This is a genomic window from Sinorhizobium sp. NG07B (assembly GCF_002532005.1).
Lineage (GTDB): Bacteria > Pseudomonadota > Alphaproteobacteria > Rhizobiales > Rhizobiaceae > Sinorhizobium > Sinorhizobium fredii_C.
In genome coordinates this window covers 33497-60205 of record NZ_NWTD01000010.1, presented here as the reverse complement: position 1 = coordinate 60205, position 26709 = coordinate 33497, and the positions used below count along the sequence as shown (strand labels likewise).

The following is a 26709-nucleotide window of genomic DNA, read 5'->3' as shown; positions in this document are numbered from 1 at the left end:
CGGAAACGGCAGCAACTCCGAACTCGATGTGTCCACCAAGCCTGAGTCGTGTGAGTCGCGGGAAGAAACACAACGCTATTTCGAGGTGACGTTTCGTCGTCAGGCGAACGGCCGTATTTGTCCCCTGCGAAAATGCCGGTGGCTAGTAGACCGGGAGCGGCCTTCTAAGTGACTAGGAATAAAGGAGAAAGCCGGGCGCATTGCGAGCGCGCGGGGCCGCTGGGGGCGCGGCATTAACCTTTTGTTAACTCTATATTCCTTGTCAGTCGGCTAGAATCGCACATAATAACGGTTATGTCAGTTCTCAGACCGAAAAATCGTTATTCGAGAGTTCCACTTCAATGAACGCTAATTCGCCGTCCACGGCTCCTGCGCAGCCGATGCATTTCGAGGATCTCATCCTCGAACAGGGCGACCTGATTTCGAAGAAGCTGCATCTCTTAAGCATGCAGCAGTTCCCGCCGAATGCCAAGAAACTGCTTCGTCAGTTCTCTCTTTCGGAAGTTGCTCAGTTTCTGGGCGTTTCGCAGAGCACGCTGAAGAAGCTCCACCTCGAAGGAAAAGGCCCCCTCCCCCAGACCTCTTCGTCGGGTCGCCGGTCCTATAGTGCCGAGCAGATGGTGGAACTGCGTCAGTATCTTGATCAGCACGGCCGGTCGGAAGCGCGGAACTACGTGCCGCACAGGCGCGCCGGTGAAAAGCTTCAGATCATCGCGGTCGTGAATTTCAAGGGCGGCTCGGGCAAGACGACGACTGCCGCCCATCTTGCGCAGTATATGGCGCTTACCGGGCATCGCGTCCTGGCGGTGGATCTTGATCCGCAGGCCTCGCTCTCTTCGCTTCACGGATTTCAGCCAGAGCTCGACATGGCGCCGTCGCTCTATGACGCGATCCGCTATGACGAACAGCGTCGACCGATAAGCGAGATCATCCAGCCGACCAATTTTCCCGGTCTCGATATCGTACCCGCGAACCTCGAGCTCCAAGAGTATGAGTACGACACTCCTCTTGCTATGTCGAACAAGAGCTCGAACGACGGCAAGACCTTCTTCACGCGGATTTCGCGCGCGCTGGCCGAAGTCGATGATCGCTATGATGTCGTCGTGATCGACTGCCCTCCTCAACTCGGCTATCTCACGATCACCGCCCTGACCGCGGCCACCAGCGTACTAATCACGATCCATCCGCAAATGCTGGACGTTATGTCGATGGGCCAGTTTCTTTTGATGCTCGGCGGCATCCTGAAGCCGATCCGCGATGCGGGCGCTGCGGTCAATCTCGAATGGTATCGCTACCTGATCACTCGATACGAGCCGATGGACGGACCGCAGGCGCAGATGGTGGGCTTCATGCAGACCTTGTTCCATCAGTTCGTGCTGAAGAACCAAATGGTGAAATCGACAGCCGTCTCCGACGCCGGCATCACCAAGCAGACGCTTTACGAAGTCGACAAGAGCCAGATGACACGGTCGACTTACGAACGGGCAATGGAATCCTTGAACGCAGTCAATGCTGAGATCGCAGAACTCGTCCACGCATCGTGGGGCAGGAAGATTGTCGGCTGAGGAAGGCAACTTCGCGAGGACGTCCTGTAGATTGAAGGCAAACGGAGCAGGCATATGGCGAGAAAGAACCTATTGGCCGGTCTGGTAGACGCAGCGGAAATCTCGCAGGCTGAGGCGGCGCCGGCCTATCCGATGCGTGGTGCTTCGAAGAGCATGGTGCGCTCGCTCGATGAGTTGTCACGGCAGGCCGAAAAGTTCCTCGAGGGGGAAGCTGTTGTCGAACTCGATCCCGAGACGATCGAGGGCTCATTTGTGATCGATCGTCTGGCGGACGACCAGGGACAATTCCAGGAGCTCAAGGCGGCGATTGCAGAACGTGGTCAGGACACGCCGATCCTCGTGCGCCCACACCCGACCATCTCCGGCCATTACCAGATCGTTTTTGGGCATCGTCGAGCTCGGGTTGCACGAGAGCTTGGCCGCAAGGTCAAGGCGGTCGTCAAGGCTCTTGATGATCGTACGCACGTAATCGCGCAAGGCCAGGAAAACTCAGCCCGCGCCAATCTTTCGTTCATCGAGCGCGCCAGTTTTGCCGCCCGCTTGGAGGCCCTCGGCTACGACCGTTCGGTTATCTCTTCGGCGCTTGCGGCCGACAAGACCGCGGTCTCCAAGATGCTCAGCGTAACCGAGCGGATTTTGCCGGCGGTAATCGAGAGCATTGGCCCTGCTCCATCGACGGGGCGCGACCGCTGGCTCGAACTCTCGCTGCTGGTCGGAAAGGCGACGAACGCGGCAAAGGTAGAGGACGTCATCGGCGGAGCCGCATTCGGTTCGCTTTCGAGCGACGAGCGGTTCAACACACTGTTTAGTGCTCTTTCAACTTCGGCAAAGCCCGTCAGGAAAACGGCGCTTGCTGTCAAGGAAACGTGGCAGCCAGAGGACAAGTCTGTGTCCGCCCAGTATTCGAACTCCGGCAAGGCATTCGTGCTCTCGATGAAGTCGAAGAATGCCGGCCGGTTCGGCCAATATGTCGCTGACAACCTGGATCGGCTGTATGCCGAGTTCCTGTCGGCGGCAGATCGAAAGGAAGACTGAACGCGCAAAAGAAAAAGGCCCCCAGACGGTAACCATCGTGGAAGCCTCTCTCATCGTTTAGCAGCCTGAGAATCGCATTTCCACGAATCGCAGTCAAGAGTCTTTGGCACCGGAACGGGTGAGCGGACGTTTTTTGCCTCGAAGTAGGTGAATGAAGATGCAAAGTGGAAGTGTGACGACGCCTTTCGGGCGGCGGTCGATGACGCTCGGCATGTTGGCAAGCCAATTTATGTCGCGTGAAATCGCGCCCGAGACATCAGCCGACAAGTGGAAGCTGTTTCGCTCGCTCTGCGAGGCGAAGCCAAGACTCGGTATCAGCGAGCGTGCGCTTTCGGTGATGAATGCCCTATTGAGCTTTTATCCGGAGGCAACCCTGTCGGAGGAAAACGGACTCATCGTTTTTCCCTCGAACATGCAGCTGTCGCTTCGCGCTCACGGCATGGCAGAAGCAACGCTGAGGCGCCATATCGCGGCGCTTGTCGATGCAGGGCTCTTGGCTCGCCGGGACAGCCCGAACGGCAAGCGCTACGCCCGCAAGGACGGAGACGGTGCGATCGACGAGGCGTTCGGTTTCTCGCTTGCACCTTTCTTGGCTCGCGCACGTGAGATCGAGCAAATGGCTGCCGAGGTCGAGGCGGAGCGATTGCAGTTGCGAAGGCTCCGCGAGCGCCTGGCGATCTGCCGGCGCGACATCGGCAAGTTGATCGAGGTCGCTCTCGACGAGGGGGTCGACGGCGATTGGGGAGCCATACACCAGCACTACCGCAGTCTGGTCGTATCCATTCCGCGCGCCGCTACGGCCGGAACGATAGAACCTGTCCTTGAAGAGATGGAGATGTTGCGCGACGAAGTATCCAACCTCCTGGAAATTCGAATAAAAGCTCGAAATCTGAGCGGCAATCCTGATCAAACTGAGCGGCACAAACAGAATTCAAAACCAGAATCCACTTATGAACTTGAACCTAGCTCTCGAAAAGAGCAGGGCGCGAAGCCGAGCAAGACCAATGAGCGGCCACCTGAGCCGATAAAGGGGTTTCCCTTGGGGATGGTGCTGCAGGCCTGCCCGACCATTGCCGATTATGGTCCGGAAGGCGCTGTAGCGAGTTGGCGCGACCTCATGCAGGCGGCAGTCGTGGTTCGCTCGACGCTTGCTGTCAGTCCGTCCGCCTACCAGGATGCCTGCGCGGTCATGGGGCCGGAAAATGCGGCCGCGGTCATGGGGTGTATCCTCGAGCGGGCAGGGCACATCAATTCGGCCGGTGGCTACCTGCGTGAACTCACTTCTAGAGCGCGCCGCGGCGAGTTTTCTCTGGGGCCGGTGCTAATGGCACTGCTTCGAGCGCGGGCGGGGAGCACGCGAAAGGCATCATAGTTGTGGGTTGGCTGCGGCGCGTAGTTGCCGGCCGGCAAAAACGCGAATTAGAGTGGGGAATCCAATGTGATGCCCGCCCCTAGCAGGTTGTTATGGAGGCGTTGACACTCGGATCGATAGGGCGCGGAGAAAGGGGTTTTGGGCACTCGAGCCAAGGTGCGGAACCTCTCGGCCTGTAGACCGAAAGGTGGTGCCTATGAGGGTTGTGCGGGCCAACGAGCAAGGCTTGGGGTGTGTTTAGAGGGTCCATCGAGTCCCCGTGGCTTTAAACACGTGCCGTTGCCGCGCTCAAGAAAGTTGCCGACCGGCAATTTCGGCAAAATGCGATGGAAATTCAACGCATTGACCTCAATTTGGCCGTTCTCGACACCAGCGGCAATAAGGATAGCCAGATTAACCGCTAAGGCGCAGATAGCGCGCCTGCCGAGAGCGCGTGCTCGGCGGCCATCTCAGTAATCTGAATGCCAAGGCCGAGGCCAGGGCAGATTGGGCAAATGAGCGTGCCGGCAGGAAAGCGGGATAGTGCGATCGCGGAGCCGCTGCAGCCGGCGAACGCCGCCGTTCCGCCGATCAAGAAGGTGCTGTCGCAGGAGGACACCGAGGACGGCTGAGTCAATCTAGGCACCGTCGGCAAGCAGCTCCTGAACCTGGCGCCCGACTTCGGCCCACGCAGGTTTGGCTTTCGCCTGAGGCCAGAAGCGTCTATCAGGGCGGGCGCAAAGAAGAGCGTCAGCCGAGCCCCGAGGCTCGCTAAAGACAATGATCAAAGCAAGCGTTACGGCAACCGGTACGGTAAAGTGGTTCAACGCAACGAAGGGCTTTGGTTTGATCCAGCCGGATGACGGCAGCGCCGATGTCTTCGTTCACATTTCCTCCGTGGAACGGGCAGGGATGCGTAGTCTCAACGATGGCCAGAAGATCACCTATGAGCTGGTGAAGGATCGCAAGTCCGGAAAGATGTCGGCGGACAACCTCCGGGCCTCAGCTTGATTGCGACGCGATCGTCGGAGGGTCGGGTTTTTTGCCCGGCCCTTCTGTTTGCGATTGTAGCAAGACAACGTCGCGGGAGCCACGCGTTCTCCGAGGTTGATAGCTTACTGCGCGACATTTTCTCGGGCGGCAAAGCGGTTCATGTCTTCCCGAGCCGGGCTTTTTTTGCCATTTTCGCAGGAACTCTATTCCGATTTGCAATTCTTATCGATCGTTGGCTGCGACGAGGAATCCGACGGAGCAGGGGCGTGGAAATCAGCGACAGTGACCGTGAGCTCATCGCGGTGATGAGACAGTATTTTGCGGGGAAAGCCGAGCTGGAGAGCTTGAAAGAACAATTGGAGGCGGAGCGACAGGCGGCCGGCGAGGCGATCGGCGTGTTCTACGAACCGCCAGAACCTCGAGCACGCCGGCGACCTGCAGCGCTGGCATCGCTTGAAGGGCGAAATGGTGTCGCTGATACAGCGTGCTGAAGCCTGGGGGAAGGCGACACTGGCCGCCGACCGGCCCGATCGATCGGAGGCGGAGGCCGAACCGGAAGAATGGCAGTCGTTCGAGAAGCGAGCCGATTCATTCTTCGCCGCGGAGTCACGATTAGACGATCAGCCGCGCCGCTCGTCCATAAGGCCGCGATGGGAAGACAAAGGTCGGCCCTAGACGCATTTGACCGCTTCCGGTCGTACGGCGCAGTCGTTGGTGAAGGACGGCAAGGCAGCGGCCGTCCGAGATTACCTCGATCCTATGGCCCTTGGGGGCTTTGCTTGAGGTTCGCCGGGACCTGCTACAGAGCACATGATCCACGCGGGGCATTCAAACCGACCTCGGGAGAGGGAGCCGCCATAAGGGGCGCACGCTTCAATCCGAAAGGTCTGCCGGCGCATTACCTCGCGCTCAGCATTATGACGGCCGTCAAGGAAACCAATTAAGGCTTTGCGCATCGGATCGATCCCTGCGCGCTCGTATGAGACGAGGACGTGGCCGACCTGACCACGGAGGAGGGGAGGGGTGCATTTTCCGTCTCCATGGAGGAGATGACCTGTAGCTGGGCTACAGCCCTTGAAGAGGCGAGACGGCCCGCCTCCTGGGCAGTTTATGATCGGCTGATCTCGCGTGGCACCGTCGGCGTTCTGGTGCCAAGCTTTGCGCCGGGCCGCCGAGGCGGATGATCGAAACCTTGTCCTCTGGAAGTGGGGACCGGATTTTCCGCACAGAGTCGTTGTAAACGATCCTAGCGGCCGGCTACCCAAAGATCAGCTTTCCTGGAAATAGGATAAGCGGCGGCGCCTTACTCGTGTCGAAGTGGTGCACCTCGTCTCAAGCTGTCGGCCACTATCGAGCCCCGTGCATCTCCTCTTCCGCCGGTTTTTAGACGGTTCGCAGGAACTCCTCGGAGATGAAGCGTCGCGGAGCATCCACGATCTTTTGTTCGGAGGTCTCCGCTTCCGGCTCATTCAAGGCGATGGCGACGATCGCGGAGGTGTCGATCACCATCAGTTGGGGAGTCCGTTTTCGTCATATCCCAAAATCTCGTCGGCAGAGCGACTGTCGAGCACAGGCAGCTTCGCCCAGCGTTTACGGCTGGCAGCAAGCTCCTCCAGAAGGACATCGCGATTTCCGGCGTTTGCGAGGCGCCGCAGCCGTTCTTCCAGCGCGCGGCGGGTGGCCATGGTGATGGTTTCACCGGTCTTGTCGGCCAGTGCCTTGGCAAGACGTTCCGTCTCCGGATCTTTGATGCTGAGCGCCATCGCTGGTCCCTTGGTTCCTATTTGTCTATTTTCTACCTAGCGGCGCCCCAGGTGCAAGGGTAGATGCTACGCGGCCGAACGAAGGCACGCTGGCAAGAAGCTTGGTCGGCTCATGAACCCGGCGCTCAGGAGCGAACCAATCCGAACCGGCGCGCCTCGTCCAATAGCGCCCTGACGGAAGACGGCTGCCATTTCCTGCCGCCGCGTGGCGGCCGCTCCTGCATCTGGTCCAATTGGGCGGCAATGTCGCGTAGCGACAGATCGGGATCGGCGATCGCGATGCCGGCGACCAGCCGCATCAGGTGATGCTCGGGCGGCCGACGCGGGGATCGGCTAAGCAGTTCCGGATCTGCGAGCTTTTCGCGCACCATCCGATGAACCGCCCGGCGCAACCGCTCGACCGTCCAGTCGTGACCTCGACGATTGAGAATGCGCACGACATCGTCCCAGCTGTGCCGCGGCCGCAGCTGCCGTACGGCCGGCAGCCACGTCTGCGCCGACGCAATCAGTTCATCGAGGTAGGCGCGCTCGCGCGCTGCGGCAACCGCACGGATCGCCTCCGGTCGCCGTTCCCGAAGCCCCGGATTGCCGGCAAGCCGGCCCCGGCTCTTGGCAGCCTGCATGCCGGACTTCGTTCGCTCGGCGATCAGCGCACGCTCGAGCTGGGCGACGGCGCCGAGCACCTGCAGGGAAAACATCCCCTGCGGTGTCGAGGTATCGATCGGATCACGCAGCGAGCGGAAATGCACGCCGCGCGTCTCGAGGTCTTCGATGACGTCGAGCAAGTGGCTGACCGAACGGGCCAGACGATCCAGGCGAACGACGACGAGCACGTCGCCGGCGGTGAGATCCTTCAGCAGCTTGTTTAGAACCGGCCTCGCCCGCGATGCGCCCGACCCTTGCTCCTGGTGAATCCGATCGCAGCCGGCCGCGCGCAACTCGTCGACCTGGGCGTCGTTGAGCTGATCGTCTGTCGAAACGCGGGCGTAACCGATGAGCCTTTTCGGCGGGGGAGGGGGATTGAGATGCGAAGCTTTCGCCATCGGATTTTATCGGCCGTTTTGGGGCTGTTTGTACAGATAAGACATGCGTCAGAAAACGGCCCTTTGCAAGCGTGTTTTATGACCGGAATGGAAGCCCGCCAGACTCGAAGTGACAGTGCGGATGACCGATGGATCGCAAGCGTCGCGAAACCGCGCCAGCGGGGTTCTGTGGGCGAAATGGCGCAAAATCAGCTGTTTCGAAGGGGTCGCCATCCCGGCTTGTCGTTTTGGATGGCCCAGGGAGGGAGAACCGTCTGGCGGCAGCTCCGTAGCCAGCCGCTCCGTCCAAGGCTCCTCCACGCGATCGGGCCGAAAGGTTCCGCTGAAACCGGCTGAAAAGCCTGGATTTCCGGGGAATCCACCGTCCAGGCCCGCCGAGATAGCTGCGTCTGAGCCTCCAAATCCATCGCTATCGATACTTGGTCCCTATCGATAGTGAGGCGACGCAGAAAGCGGCGTCCGGATGACGGAAAAATGTTTGGAGTTAGCTTCCGTTTATGGAAATACAGACATTAATTCATATGGTTAATTGTTCATGAAAATAGTCAGATTGGTGCTGAGGCCTTTACCGCCATCCGGCATCGCGCGGGCGCGCCTGATAAGAGCATCGCCCGCTCGGAGGTGGGAGCCGGATGCGTCACAACCGCGAGACCCGGCCGCTGGCGATCGCCTACGGCCTCGGCGCGACGACCGAAATCGGGCTGAAGGAGCATGATCGGCTGGCGCTGGCGCGGCGGATGATGGAGCGAAAGCTCATCGGCCGCCGAACGTCGTCAAACGTAAGCGGCGAGCTGAGGCCGTTCAGGCTGCGTAGTTCCACGGCATGAGCGCGTCGACTTCGTTGCCCGGCCAACCATTGGCAATGCGCTCGAGCGTTTGCGTCAGCCAGGCGAGCGGATCGACGTTGTTCATTCTTGCGGTCTGCAGCAGTGTCGCGATGGCCACCTGGTCCTTCGCCGCCGTCGCTGCCGGCGAAGAGTGAGTTCTTTCTCGTGATAGGGGTCAGAACAAGAACTGTTCGCCGAGACACACTGAGGCCGAACGAACGATGAACATCAGGCAGCGCGTAGTGCCCGCCCGGGCAGCCGCAATCTGAAGCCTTTCGACATTTACTGTTCGGGAGATATTTGGCCGAGGCCGGCGACGCTCAGCATGAGGTAAAAACGGAAACTTGCGACAGGCTCGCCAAGTTGCGCTTCAAAGAAACATCCCCCACTTTCGCGCACCGGCCCTGCTTTGTTGCGGGCATTTTGCCTCCAACGTGCTCAAATATGCGCCGGGGGGAACGAAATTCGCATCGTAGACATCCTCTGCAATTCGTTTGAAATATATGATCGCCGGGCGCTTCACGGTGAAGATGGGACTTAGTCTCACCTGATGGGTATGATTGGTATTGTGAATGACCTTGGTGGTGATCTCCTCACCAGGGAACCGAAAGGTGATGACGCGCCCTTCTCCTTTCGCCAATCCAAAATAGGCGCCCAACGTCGCGACGGGCAGCTGCACGGCGGATCCTGGTTTGCCCTTCTGGCCACCCGTCTCCTTTTCGAAAATCTGAAGGTAGAGGTGAACCGGCCGTTCGCTGATCGACCCCATGTCGGCAAGGAGCTCATGCTTCTTCTTGGTTTTGGCGGCCGGCAGATCAAGAACTTTCTGGAAGATTGGTTTCGGCGACAGATTGGCCTTTACTTTCAGAAATGGCTTGCCGGTTTTGGCGCCGCCGACTTCGTCGCGTCGCTCTCGTCCTGCGCCCGGCGCGTGCGCCAATCGGTGGATCTCGGGCACCGACACCTTCGTCGCTGCACCCTTTGCCCATACCCAGAAGGCGGAAAGTTCAGTCTCGATCGGATCGCCAAGCCTCAAAGATAGCTCGACCGCCAGTTCACCGTTCCGTGCCAAGCCGCCGCCGCTCAGATTGGGCGACCCAATGATCGCGATCACACGATCCGCGAACCGGAACTCATAGAACTTTGGATGGAAAATCGCATTTGCGTGGGTGTCCTCAATAAATCCCGAAAAGGTCCTTCCCGGAAACCGCGCCGCTAGCAGGAGCCCATAATGCAATGCGTCGGAAGTTGTGACGCCGTTACCGGCGCCATAGATGGATTCGAAGTGTCCACCTGATTCCAGGAAGGCCTCCAAGGCTTCCGAAATCAGTCCCAGTCCATCCCACCGTGCATAAGCGACGGCAAAGCGGACTTGTTTCAGCCCGGCTGTCTTGAACAACTCATTAAGTCGGTGACAGAAATCTTCCGCCCCTCCGCTGATCTGGTGACTGAGCGTCAGGCCCATAATCATTCCCCTCCTGCGATGGGACCGCCGCGGCGGATCACGGCGTTCACATCACCAGCCTCCAGTGCATTCATTTGGTGGAGGATAAGGTCACGGCTCGCGAAGTATCCGAAGGACGCTTCGTCTTGCCGGCGGATGATCGGGAAGGTCGAGAGAATATAGTCGGCCTCCTCGATCGCGATTCCGTAGAGGTGGAAGTAGAGGGCATCAAGCCGGGCACGCCTTTGTGCCCGGTCATCGTCATCCCACGGAACCGGGGATTTCACCCCGCCATCATTGTCGAGAAATCCAAGGTCTCCCGCGTACTTTGCCAGCTCATGGGACGTGTAGCTTAGCGCCAAGACGTCTCGAGTCACGATCTCGCGTGCGCTGAGGTCGCCGAAGGTGCGGTCGTAGGCGCTCACCGGCAAGATAGGGAGCTGTTCGACGATATACCAATTGGCGTTGGCCGATTGAATCTTCGAACGGGCGACAAAATCCAGAACGAACGCGTTCAGATTGCCAAGCAGCATCGTCGCATTGATTGGATCGTCCATGAGCAGCAACGGAGCCTTGTTACCGTAGGCGGCGCCGGGAAGCATGGCGGCAATCATAGTGCGCGCGTCGGTCGGTCGGGCAATATCACGAAAGGCGAGGGCCCAATGCCGTTTCGGTTCGACGTAGTCCCAGGGAACCCAATATTGCGGCGTGGGATGAAAGTTTGGGTTCGCTTTCTCGGCGCCGCTTGTGCGGTCACTTTGCGCCGTATTGTGAAGATTTTCATCGTTGACCTCGACCCCCGACGCACGGTGATCGAACTGATGGAACATGCGCCCTGTGTAGAGCGGGACAGCCTCCTGGTCGCCCTTGCGCCAATGCCTCGACCCCACGGGATACCACCCGTCGGCGGCCAGTTCATTTGCTGTGCGGAACAGGTGGCTGTCATTAGTCATGTGAAACATGGTGCAGTAACGGAGCTGCCAACTGCGTTCATGTTCCGGCACGCCATGATCGGCGAGAACGGGTACCCTGCCGTAGATCCCAGTGATCAAGGCGGCGTCACGGGCCGAGCGAAAAATCGGCGCGGTGCCGGTGTTGGGATTGACGCTGCGGAAATCAGCGGCGGTTATCGGAAAGGCGCGCTCGGCATCTGCGATCTCGGCGGTTGCCTGGAGGAAGAACCCGCAATGCGCTTGCGCAAAGCGGCGCTCAGGGCTCGCTACAAAGGCACAGAATTTGAACCGGCTATCGACGTCGGGAAAGAACGGCTCTTTGCGGTAGTTCGTGCGCCGATTCTCGAAATCATAGAGCGCTTTCAGCCGGCCGCCGGTGGCAACCCTCCTGAAAAACGGTGCGGCGGTCTTGTCGGAGGCGATCCCAGAAGGCGTTAGCAGGCCCACAATGCCGTTGCCCCGGACTAGACGCATCGCGCGCTCGACGAATAGAGAGTAGAGATTGATGTCTCCGCCTGACAGCAAGGGATAATCCCCGCCGTCGCGCACTACGCGAGCCGCCGTTTCAGCCCGTCCCGCGGCATGAGCGAAGTCGGCGGCGAGCGGATCGCCGCTCGCCTGCAGCGACGAGATCATGCGCATCCTGTCGGAGGCCCGCGCGACGAGAGCGATTTCGGCGCGGCGCGAGGCGAACCACTCCACCTGTTGAAGTTTCATCCGGTCCCAGGGCGGATTGCCGATCACAGCGTCAAAACCACCACGAAGGCCGTCCGCCTCCCACTCATCCCACACGCCGGGAAAGGCGACTTGCCAATTGAGGAACCCCTGTTCATCGACGAGGGCACGCGCCTCAGCCAAGATGGCGGCAAAGCGCATGCCGTCTGCGCGTGTCGTCGGTACAGCGGTCTTGCCCAAGGCGATATCGATTGCATCCCCGAAGGCGCCATCGAGCCACGCTTGGATTGCCGATCGATCCTCCTTATTGCGCAGATTCAGCCAATCGAGCGCGTGCAGCATTGCCATGAACCGATCGAGGGGCGCGGTGCGAATGCGTACGCCCGCGAACATGTCGGCGGAATTGCGCGCTTCCGCGATCTCGGCGTCGGTCAACTCTTCGATGACGCGCATCGCCGCCGCTGAGCCCATGGCTTCGCGAATCGAGCCGTGCAGCAACAATGGCTTGCCGCCGCGCTTAACGACGGCCGACATCGTGTCACTGACCCAGGCGCCGAACAGGGAATCGCCGGTGCGCAAGTGATGGTCAAGAAATGAGAGTGGCGCGCCAACGGTAAAGGTGTGCAGCCAGAGCGAGACCTTCGCGAGTTCTACGGCCATCGGATTCTTGTCGACGCCGTAGACGCAGCGTTTAAGCACCATGCGGCGGATGATGTGTCGATCGTCCAGCTGGTCGAGCTCGACCATCCATCCGTTGCGGTCGGCATTTGCCAGAATGGTACGCCGGATGTTTGCTATCCTCTCCGCCAGCGGTGAGACATATTCGCCCCAGTCGACCATGGCTTCGGCTTCGGCAAGCGCGGCTATCACTTGGTCCGTCAGATAATCGACCAGACTGACCAGGAAATGGCCGGAACCCATGGCGGGATCGCAGATCTTGAGATCCAGCATCCGCACTGCGGGATCGAGATGGTCCAGCAGGGCCAGTCGTCGGTCGGTGGGACGACTGTCTGTTGCCAATTGCTCGGCATGCTGTCGGAACGCCTCCAGGTGATCCGTGATCATCGGCTCGAGCGTTTCGCGAACAATAAGCCGAACGAGCTCGTCGGGCGTATAATAGCTCCCTGAATTCTTGCGCGCGAAACGGTTTGGACGGACATCGACGAGGCCGTCCTCGCCGGTCAACTCATGCTCGAGCAGGCGCTCGTAAATGGAGCCGAGTTGCTGTACGGAGAGGTCGCGGTAATTGATGTAGCGTCGCCGTCCTTCGGTGCGATCGAAGGACAATGCGTCGATGATATCTGCCACCACGGCGTCGCTGACGCGCACCTTGGCGAGTAGCGGCGTACGGTCGCCGTCGAACAGGCCGCCATTGTACGGAGGCAGGCCGATCGAGGCGTCGCCCTTGTCGATGGCACGGGTTAGGTCGTCGATGACGGACCAATAGCGCGAGGCGGTGGTCGAGAAGATATCATTTTGGTCTTTACGGCGGCCGACGTCTTCGCGAACGCGGCTGCGAAGACTATAGTCATTATATCTGCGATCGGTTACGGGCAGCAGATTGCGGTCTTCGGCATAAAGCAAGAACAGCAACCGGTACAACAGCACCAGACCCGCATCGCGCACCTCGGAGAGTGGCGCCTCGGGGGCGGCCTCGGCGATTGCACGGGACAGCATTGGATAGGCGCGGTCATAGACGAGCGAAGACAGGCTGGCTGAGACCCGCTCCTCGTAATAGCGCCCCTGTTCCAGCGCGCGCCTATGAAAGGTCGAGCCCGAAGGACCTTCCGCGACGAATGCATCGCGTCGGAAGATCGTTAAGAACAGGCGCAGGCCGTGGCGGCGCGTCGCCTCCGAGGCGGACGGTGTCCCGCTCCTTTCAATCGCGAGCAAATCGGCGAGATCGATGTCGAAAAAATCTTCGGAAACCGACTTGGCACCTTGATAATACAGCCGCCAGCGCGCGCCATTGCTCAATATTCCCCAGCGGAGCTTGCCGCCGGTGAGATCATCCACGCGACGGAGGTAGCGAAGCATTTGGGTAGACGGCGCCGAAGCTTCTTCGGCTCCGCGCTTGCCGCTGGTGCGCCGGTCAAGCGGGCGGCCCCAGCGCTTCGACTCGACGATCGCCAAGCCATGTGCGTATCGCCGCCATTCTTCAGGGTGAGTATTTGCCTGCGCTTTACTCGATTCATTTTCGAACAGCACGCCGTCCGGAACATCCTCCCGTCCGCGTGCCGCAAGATTTTGTTGGCGCAAGGCCGAACTCCATCCCAGACGCGACAAGACTGGCCAAATCAGATCGTCTTCGGTCTGGCTCTCGTTCGGGGATTGTTTGATGGGCAAGGCCTCGAAGAGCTGCCGGAGGTCCGCCGCGAACAGGTCCAGGGCATGATCATTGATGCCGAGATATTCGGGCGTCTGTCGAATGGCCTCGGCGAGGAAATCACGGGTGAACAGGTTTCCTTGGATGGGCGGCAGATCGTGGGGCATACTGTCTCGATGATTCGATGCATTGCTTTCGCTTTATACAACACGAAGTCGAGGGTTAAGCAGACAAAGATCGATTCTGCGCCAATTGGCGTGGACTGCGGTTCGCGCACGGGCCATTGGCAGCGATGGTCGCTGCCGGACGGGCGGCATGTTGCCGGCTCCTGTCGTAGGAGCGGATACTTGGCCAGTGTGATCCGAGCGTCTCAATTGTGGCCGTATGCTGACTGGCCGCTTCTGGAGAGCGAGGCGGAAAAAAATCGGACTTACGCTTGGGTGGTATTTTACAGTTGCGGTTCGAATCTCGTCCCGCGGGCCGAGAACGACGAAACGTAGAACCAAGTCTACGTCATGCATGATGCCCTGCTGGCAGCGCTGACGCCGCGCCAAAAAAGCGCTTCACGAGCGTGACGCGACCGCATTCCGCGAGCACATTAAAGCCTGATCAGCGCATTGTTCGGACTTTCAGAGGCAGATTTGGCTCTGGCGAAAGCAGTGCCTACCCCCGGGGTGAGCGTAGATCAACCATTGCCGAACGTCTTCAGCCAAGCTCATGCGAACGTCATCCGTTAGGGATGTCTGGGATCTCGGACAAGACTTCGCCTGCGGCGAACCATCCGTTTGCGATAACATGCGCACGAACTGCAGCCGGATCGGGCGAATACGCGACAAGAGCCAAACTGGATCGAGCGCGACTGCAAGTCACATAGAATAAGCGTCGTGTTCGGTCGAGGGAGGTTTCCTTGCCATCTTGGGCGTTCTTGATGTCGGCGGCCGTTGCCGCTTTGGCACCCAGCAGCTTGTCGTAGCCAAACAGAAAGCCTCGGGCCTCGCCGTCATCCATGAGGACCATGACGCGCTCGAATTCTAAGCCTTTCACCCCCTGATGGGTGTCAAACGGGGCCTTGTGCGCGACATAGGCAGCGTAGGGTGCAATCTCTGTGAACGAGCAGTCGAGGAAGGCAATAAGAGCAGCGATCTGATCGCTGACAGGATCGGCTTCTTCATCGTCGGGTGTTTCTGCCGCCGCCTGCTTAGCGGCCAAGGCTGCTTTGAGGCTATCGGGGATGGCAAAGAGATTGGTTTCGGCGATATTCGCAACGATAGCGGCGCAGGTGGGGTCGCCGTCTACCCAGAGGGTCATAAGGCTGTCGATCGCGGCCTGAGCGGTGCGGAGCTGCGCAATCGGCCTGTCGTTGCTCTTCAGAGTTTCCTTGCTGAGCAGTGGCGAGCTTTCGCGCACCAACTTAGTTGCCGCGAACTTGTCGCTCTTCTGTTGCGCAGTGACCAGCGGCAAAACATTGTGCGTGAAGAATCGGGTCGGTGCAAAACTGCCGTCAAGGAAACCCGTCCGATAATCATCCACGGAAGCCAGTGCCTCAAACATCTGGAGAAAGCCCATCCGCCGGGCTACCATGTGATGTTCAAGGGTCAAAATCTTGCACCTGTCGGCATCGGACCAATCCCGATCGCCGGTCAGCCCCGCCATATAGTCTCGGACTCCCTGCTCCAGGGTAGGCTTGTCCGGTGCATCGATTGGAAACACGAAGAGCCGCGCCCAGCCTTCTGGCCGGTCGTCGCGCGGCTCCTGTTTGTGGTCGTCAGCGCCGCCGCGAATTTGATTGATAAGCCGCACAATGCGCTGCGGGCAGCGGTGATTTAGCTTCTTCTCAGGCGTCGCCCAGTTCTCTGGTATCTCGCTTTCGATCCGCTCTTTGCCATCTGGGTAGATGCGCTGCATCGTGTCACCAATCAGGCCGAGGCAAAAGCGATCGGCATGTGCGTTCTGCACCACGAACAGAGCGTCGATGAGCGCGCGGCTGGTGTCCTGACTCTCGTCGATCAACAGGAACGGGAACTTCTCGACAAACATGCGCTGCATAAGCGGCTTCGTGAGTAGGAAGGTCGAGAATATCTTAATGACTTCGCTGTGGTTCAGCGCGTTACGCTCGCGGTTGTCGCCACTAGGGTTGTAGGTGAAGGTTTTGATCTCCGCGAGCCGATCCAACCGGCGCTGCCTGGAGTCGATCTGGGCTTGGCGAGCGGCCGATGCCTTGGTGCCCGCTCGGCCCTTCGCCTCTTCGGCTTGAAGCTCGGCGATCTCGCGCTGCAGGTTGTCTTTCACCCAAGCGCGGATATCGATATTGAATCCCTGTATTTGCGACCAGGCGAAGCTGTGGATGGTGCGCACCACGAACAGCGGATCGTATTCGGTCCGGCGGGTAATCTCGTCGCAGGCGGCGTTGGTGTAGGTGATGACGGCAACTTGCCGACCGCGCAGGCGAAGAACATCCCGATAGGTCTTCGCCAAATAGTTCAGTGCATTCACCAGCGAGCGCGTTTTGCCCGAACCAGCACCCGCAAAGAGGAAGAAGCTGGTGGGCTTCTCCAAGTTTAGGAATCCGGCCAGCTCATCTTCAACGTGGTCGTCGAGCGTAACGTTCGATGTTGCGGTTGCAAGGTTGTTCACGCTGCGGCCTCCTCAGGGGCTTCGCCCGCCGGCGGCGCGTCGTCGTTTTCTGCGATCTGAGCTAGGCCAAGTTCGACCTGCTTCTGCTCAAGCTGGCCAGCCAGCCAGAGCAGCCCGTCCTTGATATAGGCCGGCGGCATCAGCGAACGCGGGTCTTCGATTTCGAGCAAGTCCAACGCGAACTCGGCCTTTCCGCCACCTTCGAGCGCCGTCTTGAGTGCGTCGCTCAGGGCATTCAGATCCGCACTATTAGCGATGGCGGTACGAAATTTAGCAATGAGTCCGGTCCCCGGCAATGTCTCGAACAGGTCGAGGTTCGCCATCACTATCGCGTCTTCCAGGGTGTAGGAAAGCGCCTCGGCGGTTTCGCCTTTGAACGTCGCCTGCATGGGCGACTGGTAGGCTACCCGCACCGAGAAATTTTCGTCTGCGTAGGCTTTGACCTTTTCATGCTCGGGCTTGTCGAGCAGCGGATCGAGATCATTGATGATGGGCCACCATGTCCGCAGGGTTGCGTTACGGGTTGTGCAGCCAGCCCCCCGAACCGGCGGCGCGCTGGCACCCGCGGCATTGCAGGAATCGATATCGGTGATAACCAGTGTGGTGAGCCCTATCCTCTCGATCAAGCTGCGCAGCTTGTGGGCGTGGCTGCCGCCGATCTCAAGCCAAGTGATGTAGCTCTCCGAGAGCCTCTCGAATTCCGTATGGTAATTTACAAAGTTGGGCACGAGGATCCGTTCCGCCGGCCCCTCGATCAGGACCGCCGCGTCGGCAAAGAATAGATCGCAATGGGTGACGCGCAGGTAGCGTGTCACGAAGCGCTTGGTGTCCGGATCAGCGCCGAATGCATTTTCCAGATTGACAACGCAAGAGGTTGGGATCGCGTTTTCGCCGCCCGGCAGGCGGCGGAAATAGCGAAGCGAGTCAAATTCGCACTCGTGGGCAATGTGGCTGGAATGGGTGCTAACCACCATCTGCGTCACAAAATTCTGGCCCGTGCCGAGGTCGTGATGGTTGCGCAAAATCTTGTGCGCCTGACGGATGAAAACCTGCTGGACCTGAGTGTGAAGATGCACCTCGGGCTCCTCGATCAGCACCAAATGCAAGGGCGGGATGATTGTGTCGTCGGAAGCCTTGTGCTTGGCCTTGCCAACCCGCATCCAACTGTCGCGGAAGGCCATGAGACGGAAGACCATGGAGATGAGGTTCTGGTAGCCCAACCCGTTGGAATCCTCTGGGAGATACAGGTCGGTGGCGGCTTCGCCATCATGAATCGGCACGACGAACTGCACGGCCGCGTCGTGGTTCAGTCCCTCAACAGGGCGCAGCCGTGTCGAAATGTTCAGTTTCGGGTCCGTGACACCCGGATAACCGAGCTTGTGCATCTCCTTGAGCGGGCTCTTGAAGCCGTCGCTCAGCCGCAAGTTGAAGGCTTGTTGGGCTTCCTCGATCGCCTTGAGCGCAAGGAGGTCTTGCGCGTCCGGGTTCTCGTAGGGATCGAGATGGCGAGTATAGTATTGGCGGAGCTGGACAGACAGCTTCCGCGATCCGCTGACGGTGACGGCGGCGTCCTCGCCGTTGTCCTCACCTGCCACGCCGAAACCGCGCTGAGCACTGATCTCATCGATGCGAATGAGGCCACGAAATGGGTCTCCGTCGATCGGCTCGCTTCCATCAAGCGCCTGCGGATTGGCTCTACCATGCTCTGGATCGGTGCAGGCGGCAGGATCGAGCACGTAGGCTCTGACTGTAAAGAAAGCCGCTAACCGGCGCTGCAAGAATTCGACAAGGTTCTGCGGCCAGATGGCCACCTGAAAGGTAGCGGCGGCTTTGCCTTGCTCTGCGGCCAGCGCGGCGCCTGCCGCCTGCAGCGCCAAAGCTTGGGCGCGCGCAGTCACATATTCTTGCTGCAGTTGAGCGGCATCTTTCGGCTCCAGGCGCATCCGCACGCCGAGCAATCCACCATCCCAGTCGAGGGTGGGAAGGATCTTTTGAACATAGTGCACTTCGTCCTCGGCGACGTGAAGCCAGACGTCGAGGAATGGCAATACTGAATCCCATTCGGGGGGCGGCAACGCCTGGTTCTCGACATGTGCAGCTTCCCAAGCGGCGCCCATTGTGTTGATTGTGGGCCAATGTGCGAGCGTGAAGTCGTTGAAGCAGAAACTGGAGCGCTCGCGGTCGACGAGGAAATAACGCAAAGCAGTAATCGCTGACGTTTTTCCGCTATTGTTTGCTCCAACAAACACGGTTTTTTCGGGTGATAGGCCAACCCTCGTTGAAAGTAATTTTCGGAAGTTTGCTATTTCAACAAATTCAATACGCACGTTCTACCCCACTCAGGACGACGTGAAGTGCTACCACAATCGCGCATGTTCTTCCGACAAATTTCTCGCCAGCCGCCTGACTGCCGCCAGCTTCGTGCGACATTCCTCACCGACTGCCGCAAGTTTGACCAGGTACTGAGTGACATCAAGGTGGATGATGAAATGATAGTGAGCAAAAATTATGTATTCGCGGGTATCAGTAGTCGAGTAGAACGAATCCGATCGACTGTCACGAGAGATTGCCTTGCCTGTCACCTTGAACCTCTACCTCGACGATTCCGGAACTAGACATCCCACCCACAAGGTCGGGAAGAAAGCGGCGCACGGGTATGACTGGTTCGCACTCGGTGGCATCCTGGTTCGAAGTGACGAAGAGGACAACGCCCGAGACCTTCACGCAAAGTTCTGTGAAAAATGGGAAATCACGGCGCCGTTGCACTCATCGGAAATCAGATCGCAGAACGAAAACTTCGATTTCCTGCGGGGCTGGGGGAAGGACAAACTGGGAGCATTCTACGAGGAACTTTATATTCTGATGCGAGAGGCGCCCGTGGTCGGTATCGCGTGCACTGTCGACCGTCCCGGATACTGTGGACGATACCTCGAGCAGTACAAGCAGAATCCTTGGATGCTCTGCAAAACAGCATTCACTGTCGTCGTCGAACGCGCCGCGAAATACGCTATCGCCCAGGGCATGAAGCTGCGCGTGCATCCTGAGCGCTGCAACAAAGCTGAAGATGCGAACCTAGAGGGCTACTACAAGGCTCTAAAGGCGGAGGGAATGCCGTTCGCTAAGGACAATTCCGATAAGTACGGCCCCTTGACCCCCGAGCAGTTGACCCAGACGCTCTACGAGTTCAAGACCAAGCAGAAGACTTCGCCGATGGCGCAACTGGCGGATCTGTATCTATGGCCGATCTGCATGGGCGCCTATCACGCCAGCAATCGTCCTTACCAGCGCCTGATCGAGGACGGAAAGCTGATTGACTGCCATATCAAGGAAGACGAGCGGCCGATGCTCGGATCCAAATATAGCTGCTTTGAGAATGTCGAACGGAAGGCCTAAAAACTCAAAAAGCCTCCGACGTTTCCATCGAGGCTTTTGGGCGACCGCAAAGGCGATCTCGCGGGCCAGGCCCGACCGAATAACTATCGTACCCCATGATTTGTTGCAAGGAATTTTTCGTTAAACCGAATTAACCTGACGGCGGTACGAACGCAACATTCGTCGAAATCATGTACGAACTGACATCGCTCGTTCCCTCGGAAGCCGCTGTTGTTGTCGACATCCCACCGCGCGATGACGTCCACCGATGACCTTGCCCCGTTGAAATAATCCATTTTGAAGTAAGCTCTGGCCCATTGAGAGGACCAGGGAATGAAGCGCAATCGTTTCACGGACGAACAGATTATCGGCATTCTGAAGGAGCACGAGGCGGGCACGCCGGTGTCGGAGCTTTGCCGCAAACACGGTGTCAGCGACGCCAGCATCTACAAGTGGAAGGCCAAGTTCGGCGGCATGGACGTATCCGAGGCCAAGCGGCTGAAGGCGCTGGAGGACGAGAACACAAAGCTGAAACGGCTCCTGGCAGACGCCATGCTCGACAATGCCGCTTTGAAAGACCTTTTGGGAAAGAAGTGGTGACGCCCGCAGCAAGGCGGAACGCTGTCGCGCATCTGATGGATCGCCACCAGATGAGCGAACGGCGGGCGTGTAAAGCCATCGGCTTTTGCCGGATGACGATCCGTTATGAAACCAGGCGCAGCGATGACCATGACCTTCGCGAGCGGATGAAGGCGCTGGCGCATGAACGCCGCCGCTTTGGATATCGACGCCTTCATGTGCTGCTCAGGCGTGAGGGTCACCGTGTGAACCACAAGCGGCTCTTCCGGCTCTATCGGGAAGAGAAGCTGACAGTGCGCAAGCGCGGCGGCCGCAAGCGAGCGATAGGCACGCGAGCGCCGATGCTGATCCCGATGGCAGCCAATGATCGTTGGTCGCTGGACTTCGTATCGGATCAGCTCACCGATGGACGCAGGTTCCGGGTTCTGACGGTCGTCGACGATTGCACCAGGGAATGCCTGGCACTTGTCGCCGATACATCGCTTTCCGGTCTGAGGGTTGCCCGTGAGCTGGATCGGATCATCGAGGAGCGCGGCAAACCGAAGATGATCGTCAGCGACAACGGCAGCGAATTCACGAGCAGCGCGATCCTGCAATGGGTGGACCGAGCCAAGGTGGAGTGGCACTACATCGCGCCGGGCAAACCGATCCAAAACGCCTTCATCGAAAGCTTCAATGGGCGTCTGCGAGACGAGTTCTTGAATGAGACTCTCTTCTCGTCACTGACCCATGCCCGATCAGCGCTTTTAAACTGGCGAAGCGATTACAACGATAACCGACCACACTCTGGCCTCGGCTGGCTGACACCTGCCGAGTTCGCTCAGACCATCAGCCCGCGACGTGGTGCTGCGCAGCCGAAATGGCTCCGCACCGCAACCCGCCGCTACCGCCGCAACTGCAGCAACCCAAAACCGCTGGAGCGAACTCAAAACTGGATAAAACTTGGGGGCAAGGTCACCGTCACCGTCCGCGCGGCTGCCGCCTTCGTCGATGAGAAGTTCGATCCCCACCACCTTGCCCACAGCAGGCTGCGATGTTGATGGTTTGCGGGCATTCGCTCTCGTGTCTTAGTATTCTGACGAGAAGTATCCGATATGATCACAAGCCAACTACGGATGACGCGCCAGCTAACGTATAGCTGCATTCCTAGGCCGATTTCATGTCAGCTACTGGGTACTTTCGGATACGGCCCTGGAGCGCCGGCGGCCACAGGAGGATGCGGCTCCTGCGGCTGGTCTCTTAAACCGCCCGTGACGTGTCGAGAACCCCCGAAATTCCGCCTTTGCGGCGCTATGCTGGTATGCTGATTTCATCGTCGGGCACGTTCGCGATCGATACAGAGATGCCGCAAAAAGCTTTCTGTTCGTTGTGGTACGGCGAACCTCGTCGAGCGCTCGTCCCCTCGTGTCAATGAGGCCGGAAATCGCAACTTCCTAGATATATTTTGAACGATACCTTTCATCGGGGGCCAGCCAGCTTTCTAAGAAATCCAGCGGATCCAGGCTTCCCATCATTGCCCTCGCGAGCGCCAGCCGCTCCGTCAGGCGCAGTCGACGCTCTTCATCCGCACTCCACAGCCGCTCTTCCGCATCCGCGAAAAAACGCTCAACTGTCATTGCCTTTCCCCATTTCTCGATGATTTCTGCCAATTGCTGCCGACTATCGGTGAGAGCTTGAGCTGCTTTACGGGCGTCCTCTCGCCGTTCGTAGCGCTCCCACTCCTCCTCCCGCTCTTTTTTCCTCTTCGCTGCGGCCTCATCCTCGGCTACCATAAGGCGTTGAAGCTTGTCTTTCGCCGCTTGCAACGTCTCGACGATCTTTGGGATCATTGTGCCAAGTGCCTCCTGCTCCGTCTCCTGCCAGCCGACAGACCAGTCGACACCGTTCTTTGGCGAGTAGGCAATGACCCGGAAGCGCCCACAGGGCATATCCTGCTCTGTTGTCCAGGAGTGCGTCAGTTGCAAAGGCTTGGCTGATCGTACGAGCCTGCTGTCCTCACGATGATAATCACCGTTGAGATATCGCATCGTTACCCTTTCCGTCATCTCGGTGAGAGCGAGCCCTATTGGCACCGTGTCGACGTAGAAGATAGTCGGTCGGTCCGGCCCCCAGATGCTCCCTGAGTGGTAGCGCCCGTATTTGCGATCCTTTCGCTCCACTTCCTGTTCCCTGACATGGATGCGACGAAGGTCGTCGTTGGCCGGGGCGATGTGCACCCGATAACCCTGCTTATCCAGCGCGAGGTAGATGTCGTTGGCGATTGAAAGTGCGCGAAGCAAAGCAGGTTCTGATGAAATCAGATCTGGAAGGATTCTCTTGTAGGGCCTGAGGAATTCCCCAGCTTTCACATCCCGCGTTTTTCTAAAGTGCTCCTCGACACCGAACAACAGCGGATGACGTGCGGGACGATGAGGTTTTGCTGCGGCCCTTGTTTGGCGAGCAGAGCCTTCTTCCCGCGGTTTCTTTTGCCGTGGCTTCGGGACCGACGGCGTTATCTCAATGATGTCGTCGGACGTCGCCGGCAGCGGTGGCAGTTCTGCCGGAAGCCCAAGCGATTTGCGGGTCCAGTATCCGGATCCGGGGTAGGGCACCTGATATTGTTTGCAGATGACGGCCAGCGCCGTGCCGGAAATGCCGAACTCAGGGGCGACTTTACTCAGTGGGCGGTCGCAGACCCGTTTATAAAGCTCAAGACGTGTCAGTTGCATAGCGAAAGGTCCCGATCTCAATTGAGACCGGATATGGCACCAGCGAGATGCGGCTGGCAATATGTTCCGCCATTTGTCCCTGATTTATCAGCTACTTAGGTAAGATTGAGGGCGACCCCCGTCATATCCCTTCAAGGCGAGGAGTTGGTGAGCACCGGAATTCGGGGTATCGGCGAATTGTAGCTTTGGTCGATCGTTCCCCCATTCGCGTGGAAGGATAGAAGGGCGACCTACGTGCGCAATGCAAACCGTAGCCTGGGGACTAAATCTCGCAGTGGTCATGACGCGGCCGAAGCCGCCTGTGCGGTCGAAAAGTCGCGCGCACATCCGGACTCGGCGAGAGCGGTTGGGCGAGGGCCTAACGTGCAATCCGGGCGTCAGACCGGACGCGGCGTGGGCGTATCAAATGTCGCTACCTCAAGGGCAGCATCGACGAGTTGTACACTTGACGGTTTGCGCTCCGAGGTACATATTCATCATAACTAATGTGGAGTGCCATAAATGACCAAGCCAGTTCTCATCTGATAGTAGTCGTCGGAAATCAACTTTATGTAGGCCAGGCATCAACACAGCGTTTGAGGTGGGTGTTGTGTGTGGTTGCCTTTTGCCGGGGGGAAAGGGTGACGAGTCCGGAGGGGAAAGAAGTTCTTGAGAAGTGGCTTGAGCGCACGCGCGGGAGCCAAATGGCGCATTATATGGCCGAAGAGCTAAGTTCCCGAAGACATTTATTTGTTGGGCTTCCGGCAGCCATTTTTTCCGCCGTCGTGGGAACAACAGTCTTTACAGCTCTCGATTCAAATGAAGGACTCGACATAAGACTTCGAGTGCTGGTTGCGATCATCGCTATTGTGGCGGCCATTCTAACTGGTTGCCAGACTTTCCTGCGGTTCTCGGAGAAGGCTGATACCCATTTAGGTGCGGCCACCAAATTTGCGGCACTCAGACGTCGTATCGAACAAGCCCTTTCCTTTCCATCGACAATTAACGCCGCACTGGTCGATGAAGTGAGGCTCGCGTTTGATGCTATCACGGAGAGCGCACCGAACGTGTCTAGTCGACTGTGGCAACGGGCAATGAAACAAGCTGGATCGGAACATTTCGTGCCCGGTTTCACCCAGGAGACGGCGTCACAAAGCTGAGGAAGTTTTCGAAAGGGTCCGTGTGTGTCTGACGCTGAACTGGAGATCCTCAAGCTCCTTCACGCAGCAGAGGGGCAGCGCACGAAAATCGAGGGCGCCCTCAGTCAGATCCCATTGTTTGCGCAACCTCATTTTCGGCTAAGCTCTCGGGTGAAGTCGCCAAAACGTGCCTACGACAAGCTGAGTCGTATAAGGCTTGAGTTTCCAAATAAAAGTGCCTTGGATATTCCCGATCTGATTGGATTTCGAATTGTCACGCTGTTCACCTCAAGTGTTATTGAGGCGCTAGATAATATTCTTGATGCTATTGAACACAAAAATGCGTTCAACGGTAATTCTCCATTCAAGAAAGCGGAGCCAAACTTAATATTGTACACGGCTCGCCCAGAAAGCGACCCTCTGTCCTTCAAAAGTGTCTTGGAATCGTGGGCGCAATCACGTAACCTTACGGCAAGCAGTTGCAAAACATATGGTCTCGAAACGCTTTATTCATCGGTTCACTTGTTGGCATCTTGCGAGGTCGACATCGAGAATTTTGATGGAACGAAGCAACGTTCAGCTATCCCAGTTGAGATTCAGGTGCGAACCGCAATGGAGGACGTCTGGGGCCAGATTAGCCATCTTACCTCCTACAGTAACAGTGACAGAAAGCCATCTGTAGGAAAGCATCTCAACGCGTTAAAGCAACTAATTGACGGATGTTCGCTATACGCAGAAAACATTAAAGGCGAGGCAGAGCTAGTTGCTCTCATCGGCAAGGATGCCCGAGAGGGACCCAGGGCACGCGGCGATTCAGGACTCAGCAAGCTTGAGGGACTTCCAAGAGACGTTACCGAGGCATTTGAGACTGCTGTTAGCATACGGCGGTCCGCCGCACAATCAGACGACAGTAGCGAAGGTTTCGACGATGCTGCCGACAAGTTTCTGGCCATTGAGCAACAGCTTCGATTGTTGGATATCCGCGCGGATCAACAAAGGGACGCCATCTACCTTGTTCAAATGGAGAGGGCGTTCTGTCTTATGTATTCCGACAGCATAGCGTCAAACGACGAGGCATTACGTTTGTACAGCGCATTAGCCAGGGCGGATGACCGCAACGCCTTGTGTCGCCTGCGTCTCGGGCAAGCACTTAGGCGGCGCGACAATCACGAGCGAGCGCGGGACACCTATATTCAGGCGATCAGAATCCTGGATGAAAAGAAAGATAATAAAACGCAAAACCCCGACTCATTAAAGTCCGTCATAAAGAATGAACTTGCTTTCAGTTATTGGTCTATTGCTCAGCGCGAGCCCGATCCTGATAAACATCGCGCTGCTGTGTGTGACGCCGTGTATGCATCTCGGGATGCCCTGAAACTAGGTGAATCTTCGGGTGTCGAGACGGTCGAGCTATTAGGGGCACAAAACAATCTTCTTTACTACGCGTGGGAGTACCTCAATGAATTCGGGGAGTCGATTCTCGAAAGGGAAGAAATGGCGCGATTGATTGCAAGAATGAGCCCGAATTCGATTGCCGCTTTGCTTCCGTCCCACAAGCAGGATGCCGTTTTGGATACGTATTTACGCATTTCGATCTACTTAGAACGTTGGGAGGAGGTTCGAAAGGTTTCGGTCCAAATCATAGACATCATAAGAAAAAAGGTACAGCGAAGATCAGGAATAGTGGGGGATCCGGATAGGTCCGTGCTTCAGAAACACCTCACCGAGGACGAACTTGACACTTACTGGTATGCGAGCGAGGCATTGGCGACGTTGGCGATAAAGTCACGCAAGAAGGGAGGGCGTGCCAAGCCAACTACTGGCAAGCCTCGCAACCAGAAGCGGCCCAGTGGCGAAAAATGAGTTCGCTGCTCTGGAGCGAGCCATGTAATGCCGCAGACTAGACAGCCTGACCTCGTAAAGACTTGGTTTCCTGGCTATTTTTCCGAGTTATTCTGCCTTGCTTTGATGTATGGCGCTGCGGGCGTCATCGCGGACGGGTCGGTGTTACCGTCGAGAGCCATCCGTCCCCGCCTGTCTTTCCCTGCAATTGAGCGCGCGTGCACCGGAGGGTAACTATTCCTTATCACTTCCCGCGTTCGGCTCAGACGTCTTGGCAAGTCTTACGCCTACACCTTTGCCACCGATCTAAATAAAGCGTCGCTCTTCTCGCTGACGGAAATACGACCACCCAATGGTAGCTCGGGACAGAATAGGATTATTAGCCTGAAACGGTCATGAATGAGCTTCGCCGTAGAGGTTGCATGCGCAACTCTCGGCACTGAAAAAAGTGGATCCACAAGTTTTTTGTGTGTTCAGCCTC

At 58.0% G+C, this 26709-nt stretch carries 17 protein-coding genes and 6 pseudogenes; 14 read left to right on the top strand and 9 right to left on the bottom strand.

The features are described from left to right. The first annotated feature begins 341 nt into the window (after positions 1 to 341). The 8 genes and pseudogenes from repA to CO664_RS24135 all read left to right on the top strand — a co-directional run bounded on the left by repA (position 342) and on the right by CO664_RS24135 (position 6231). Complete coding sequence (repA, locus tag CO664_RS24170) at positions 342 to 1565, top strand: plasmid partitioning protein RepA (RefSeq protein WP_097540149.1); 1224 nt, start codon at positions 342 to 344, stop codon at positions 1563 to 1565. Positions 1566 to 1619: 54 nt separating this feature from the next. Continuing rightward, positions 1620 to 2600, top strand: coding sequence for a plasmid partitioning protein RepB (repB, locus tag CO664_RS24165; RefSeq protein WP_097540148.1), 981 nt, complete (start codon positions 1620 to 1622; stop codon positions 2598 to 2600). Positions 2601 to 2757: 157 nt separating this feature from the next. Then, complete coding sequence (gene repC, locus CO664_RS24160) at positions 2758 to 3972, top strand: plasmid replication protein RepC (protein ID WP_097540249.1); 1215 nt, start codon at positions 2758 to 2760, stop codon at positions 3970 to 3972. Between the two features lie 533 nt (positions 3973 to 4505). Beyond that, positions 4506 to 4658 (top strand): annotated as a pseudogene (locus tag CO664_RS24155) (OST-HTH/LOTUS domain-containing protein); the annotation flags it as partial. Between the two features lie 73 nt (positions 4659 to 4731). Then, on the top strand, positions 4732 to 4962 hold the full coding sequence (locus CO664_RS24150; RefSeq protein WP_097540147.1) for a cold-shock protein: 231 nt from the start codon (positions 4732 to 4734) through the stop codon (positions 4960 to 4962). Positions 4963 to 5210: 248 nt separating this feature from the next. Beyond that, a complete protein-coding gene (locus CO664_RS24145; RefSeq protein ID WP_234820325.1) occupies positions 5211 to 5435 on the top strand; it encodes a hypothetical protein in 225 nt (74 codons plus the stop codon). A gap of 202 nt (positions 5436 to 5637) precedes the next feature. Further along, positions 5638 to 5727: pseudogene (locus tag CO664_RS24140) on the top strand (XRE family transcriptional regulator); the annotation flags it as partial. After that, positions 5724 to 6231, top strand: a pseudogene (locus tag CO664_RS24135) (RES family NAD+ phosphorylase). The pseudogenes CO664_RS24140 and CO664_RS24135, both read left to right, overlap by 4 nt. Positions 6232 to 6351: 120 nt before the next feature. On the opposite strand, the pseudogene CO664_RS24130 reads toward CO664_RS24135, so the two are convergent. The 3 genes and pseudogenes from CO664_RS24130 to CO664_RS24120 form a co-directional block, all read right to left on the bottom strand. Beyond that, positions 6352 to 6453 (bottom strand): annotated as a pseudogene (locus tag CO664_RS24130) (type II toxin-antitoxin system VapC family toxin); the annotation flags it as partial. Further along, positions 6453 to 6707 (bottom strand): type II toxin-antitoxin system VapB family antitoxin, encoded by a 255-nt coding sequence (locus CO664_RS24125; protein ID WP_097540146.1) that lies wholly within the window; start codon positions 6705 to 6707, stop codon positions 6453 to 6455. The gene CO664_RS24125 and the pseudogene CO664_RS24130, both read right to left, overlap by 1 nt. 125 nt (positions 6708 to 6832) lie before the next feature. Next, positions 6833 to 7750 carry a recombinase family protein gene (locus tag CO664_RS24120; protein ID WP_097540145.1) on the bottom strand — a complete coding sequence of 306 codons (918 nt, stop codon included), beginning with the start codon at positions 7748 to 7750 and terminating at the stop codon, positions 6833 to 6835. A gap of 641 nt (positions 7751 to 8391) precedes the next feature. Between CO664_RS24120 and CO664_RS24115 the strand changes: the two are divergent. Then, positions 8392 to 8532 (top strand): annotated as a pseudogene (locus tag CO664_RS24115) (DUF1612 domain-containing protein); the annotation flags it as partial. Between the two features lie 19 nt (positions 8533 to 8551). Here CO664_RS24115 and CO664_RS24110 read toward each other — a convergent pair. The 5 genes and pseudogenes from CO664_RS24110 to CO664_RS24090 form a co-directional block, all read right to left on the bottom strand. Continuing rightward, a pseudogene (locus tag CO664_RS24110) lies at positions 8552 to 8753 on the bottom strand (transposase domain-containing protein); the annotation flags it as partial. A gap of 194 nt (positions 8754 to 8947) precedes the next feature. Continuing rightward, on the bottom strand, positions 8948 to 10042 hold the full coding sequence (locus tag CO664_RS24105; RefSeq protein ID WP_097540144.1) for a phospholipase D family protein: 1095 nt from the start codon (positions 10040 to 10042) through the stop codon (positions 8948 to 8950). 2 nt (positions 10043 to 10044) lie between these two features. Continuing rightward, a complete protein-coding gene (locus CO664_RS24100; RefSeq protein WP_097540143.1) occupies positions 10045 to 14142 on the bottom strand; it encodes a restriction endonuclease in 4098 nt (1365 codons plus the stop codon). Between the two features lie 559 nt (positions 14143 to 14701). Then, on the bottom strand, positions 14702 to 16609 hold the full coding sequence (locus tag CO664_RS24095) for a UvrD-helicase domain-containing protein (protein WP_097540142.1): 1908 nt from the start codon (positions 16607 to 16609) through the stop codon (positions 14702 to 14704). Next, a complete protein-coding gene (locus tag CO664_RS24090) occupies positions 16606 to 18936 on the bottom strand; it encodes an AAA family ATPase (protein ID WP_097540141.1) in 2331 nt (776 codons plus the stop codon). The genes CO664_RS24095 and CO664_RS24090 overlap by 4 nt, the downstream gene beginning before the upstream one ends. A gap of 244 nt (positions 18937 to 19180) precedes the next feature. Here CO664_RS24090 and CO664_RS24085 point away from each other — a divergent pair, with 244 nt between their 5' ends. The 3 genes from CO664_RS24085 (at position 19181) to CO664_RS24080 (ending at position 21600) form a co-directional block, all read left to right on the top strand. Then, complete coding sequence (locus tag CO664_RS24085; protein WP_158254934.1) at positions 19181 to 20002, top strand: DUF3800 domain-containing protein; 822 nt, start codon at positions 19181 to 19183, stop codon at positions 20000 to 20002. A 312-nt stretch (positions 20003 to 20314) separates the two neighbouring features. Next, positions 20315 to 20581, top strand: a complete 267-nt coding sequence (locus CO664_RS31330) for a transposase (RefSeq protein WP_028002672.1) — start codon at positions 20315 to 20317, stop codon at positions 20579 to 20581. Beyond that, complete coding sequence (locus CO664_RS24080; protein ID WP_234820332.1) at positions 20464 to 21600, top strand: IS3 family transposase; 1137 nt, start codon at positions 20464 to 20466, stop codon at positions 21598 to 21600. The genes CO664_RS31330 and CO664_RS24080 overlap by 118 nt, the downstream gene beginning before the upstream one ends. Positions 21601 to 21993: 393 nt before the next feature. Here the strand turns inward: CO664_RS24080 and CO664_RS24075 are convergent, their stop codons facing one another. Continuing rightward, complete coding sequence (locus CO664_RS24075) at positions 21994 to 23268, bottom strand: hypothetical protein (protein WP_097540139.1); 1275 nt, start codon at positions 23266 to 23268, stop codon at positions 21994 to 21996. Between the two features lie 485 nt (positions 23269 to 23753). Between CO664_RS24075 and CO664_RS24070 the strand changes: the two genes are divergently transcribed. Next, positions 23754 to 24407: an SLATT domain-containing protein gene (locus CO664_RS24070; RefSeq protein WP_141471768.1), complete on the top strand. Its 654-nt coding sequence runs from the start codon at positions 23754 to 23756 to the stop codon at positions 24405 to 24407. Between the two features lie 24 nt (positions 24408 to 24431). Continuing rightward, the gene (locus CO664_RS24065) at positions 24432 to 26249 is read left to right on the top strand and encodes a hypothetical protein (RefSeq protein ID WP_097540137.1); all 1818 of its coding nucleotides are present in this window, start codon (positions 24432 to 24434) and stop codon (positions 26247 to 26249) included. The last annotated feature ends 460 nt before the right edge of the window (positions 26250 to 26709 follow it).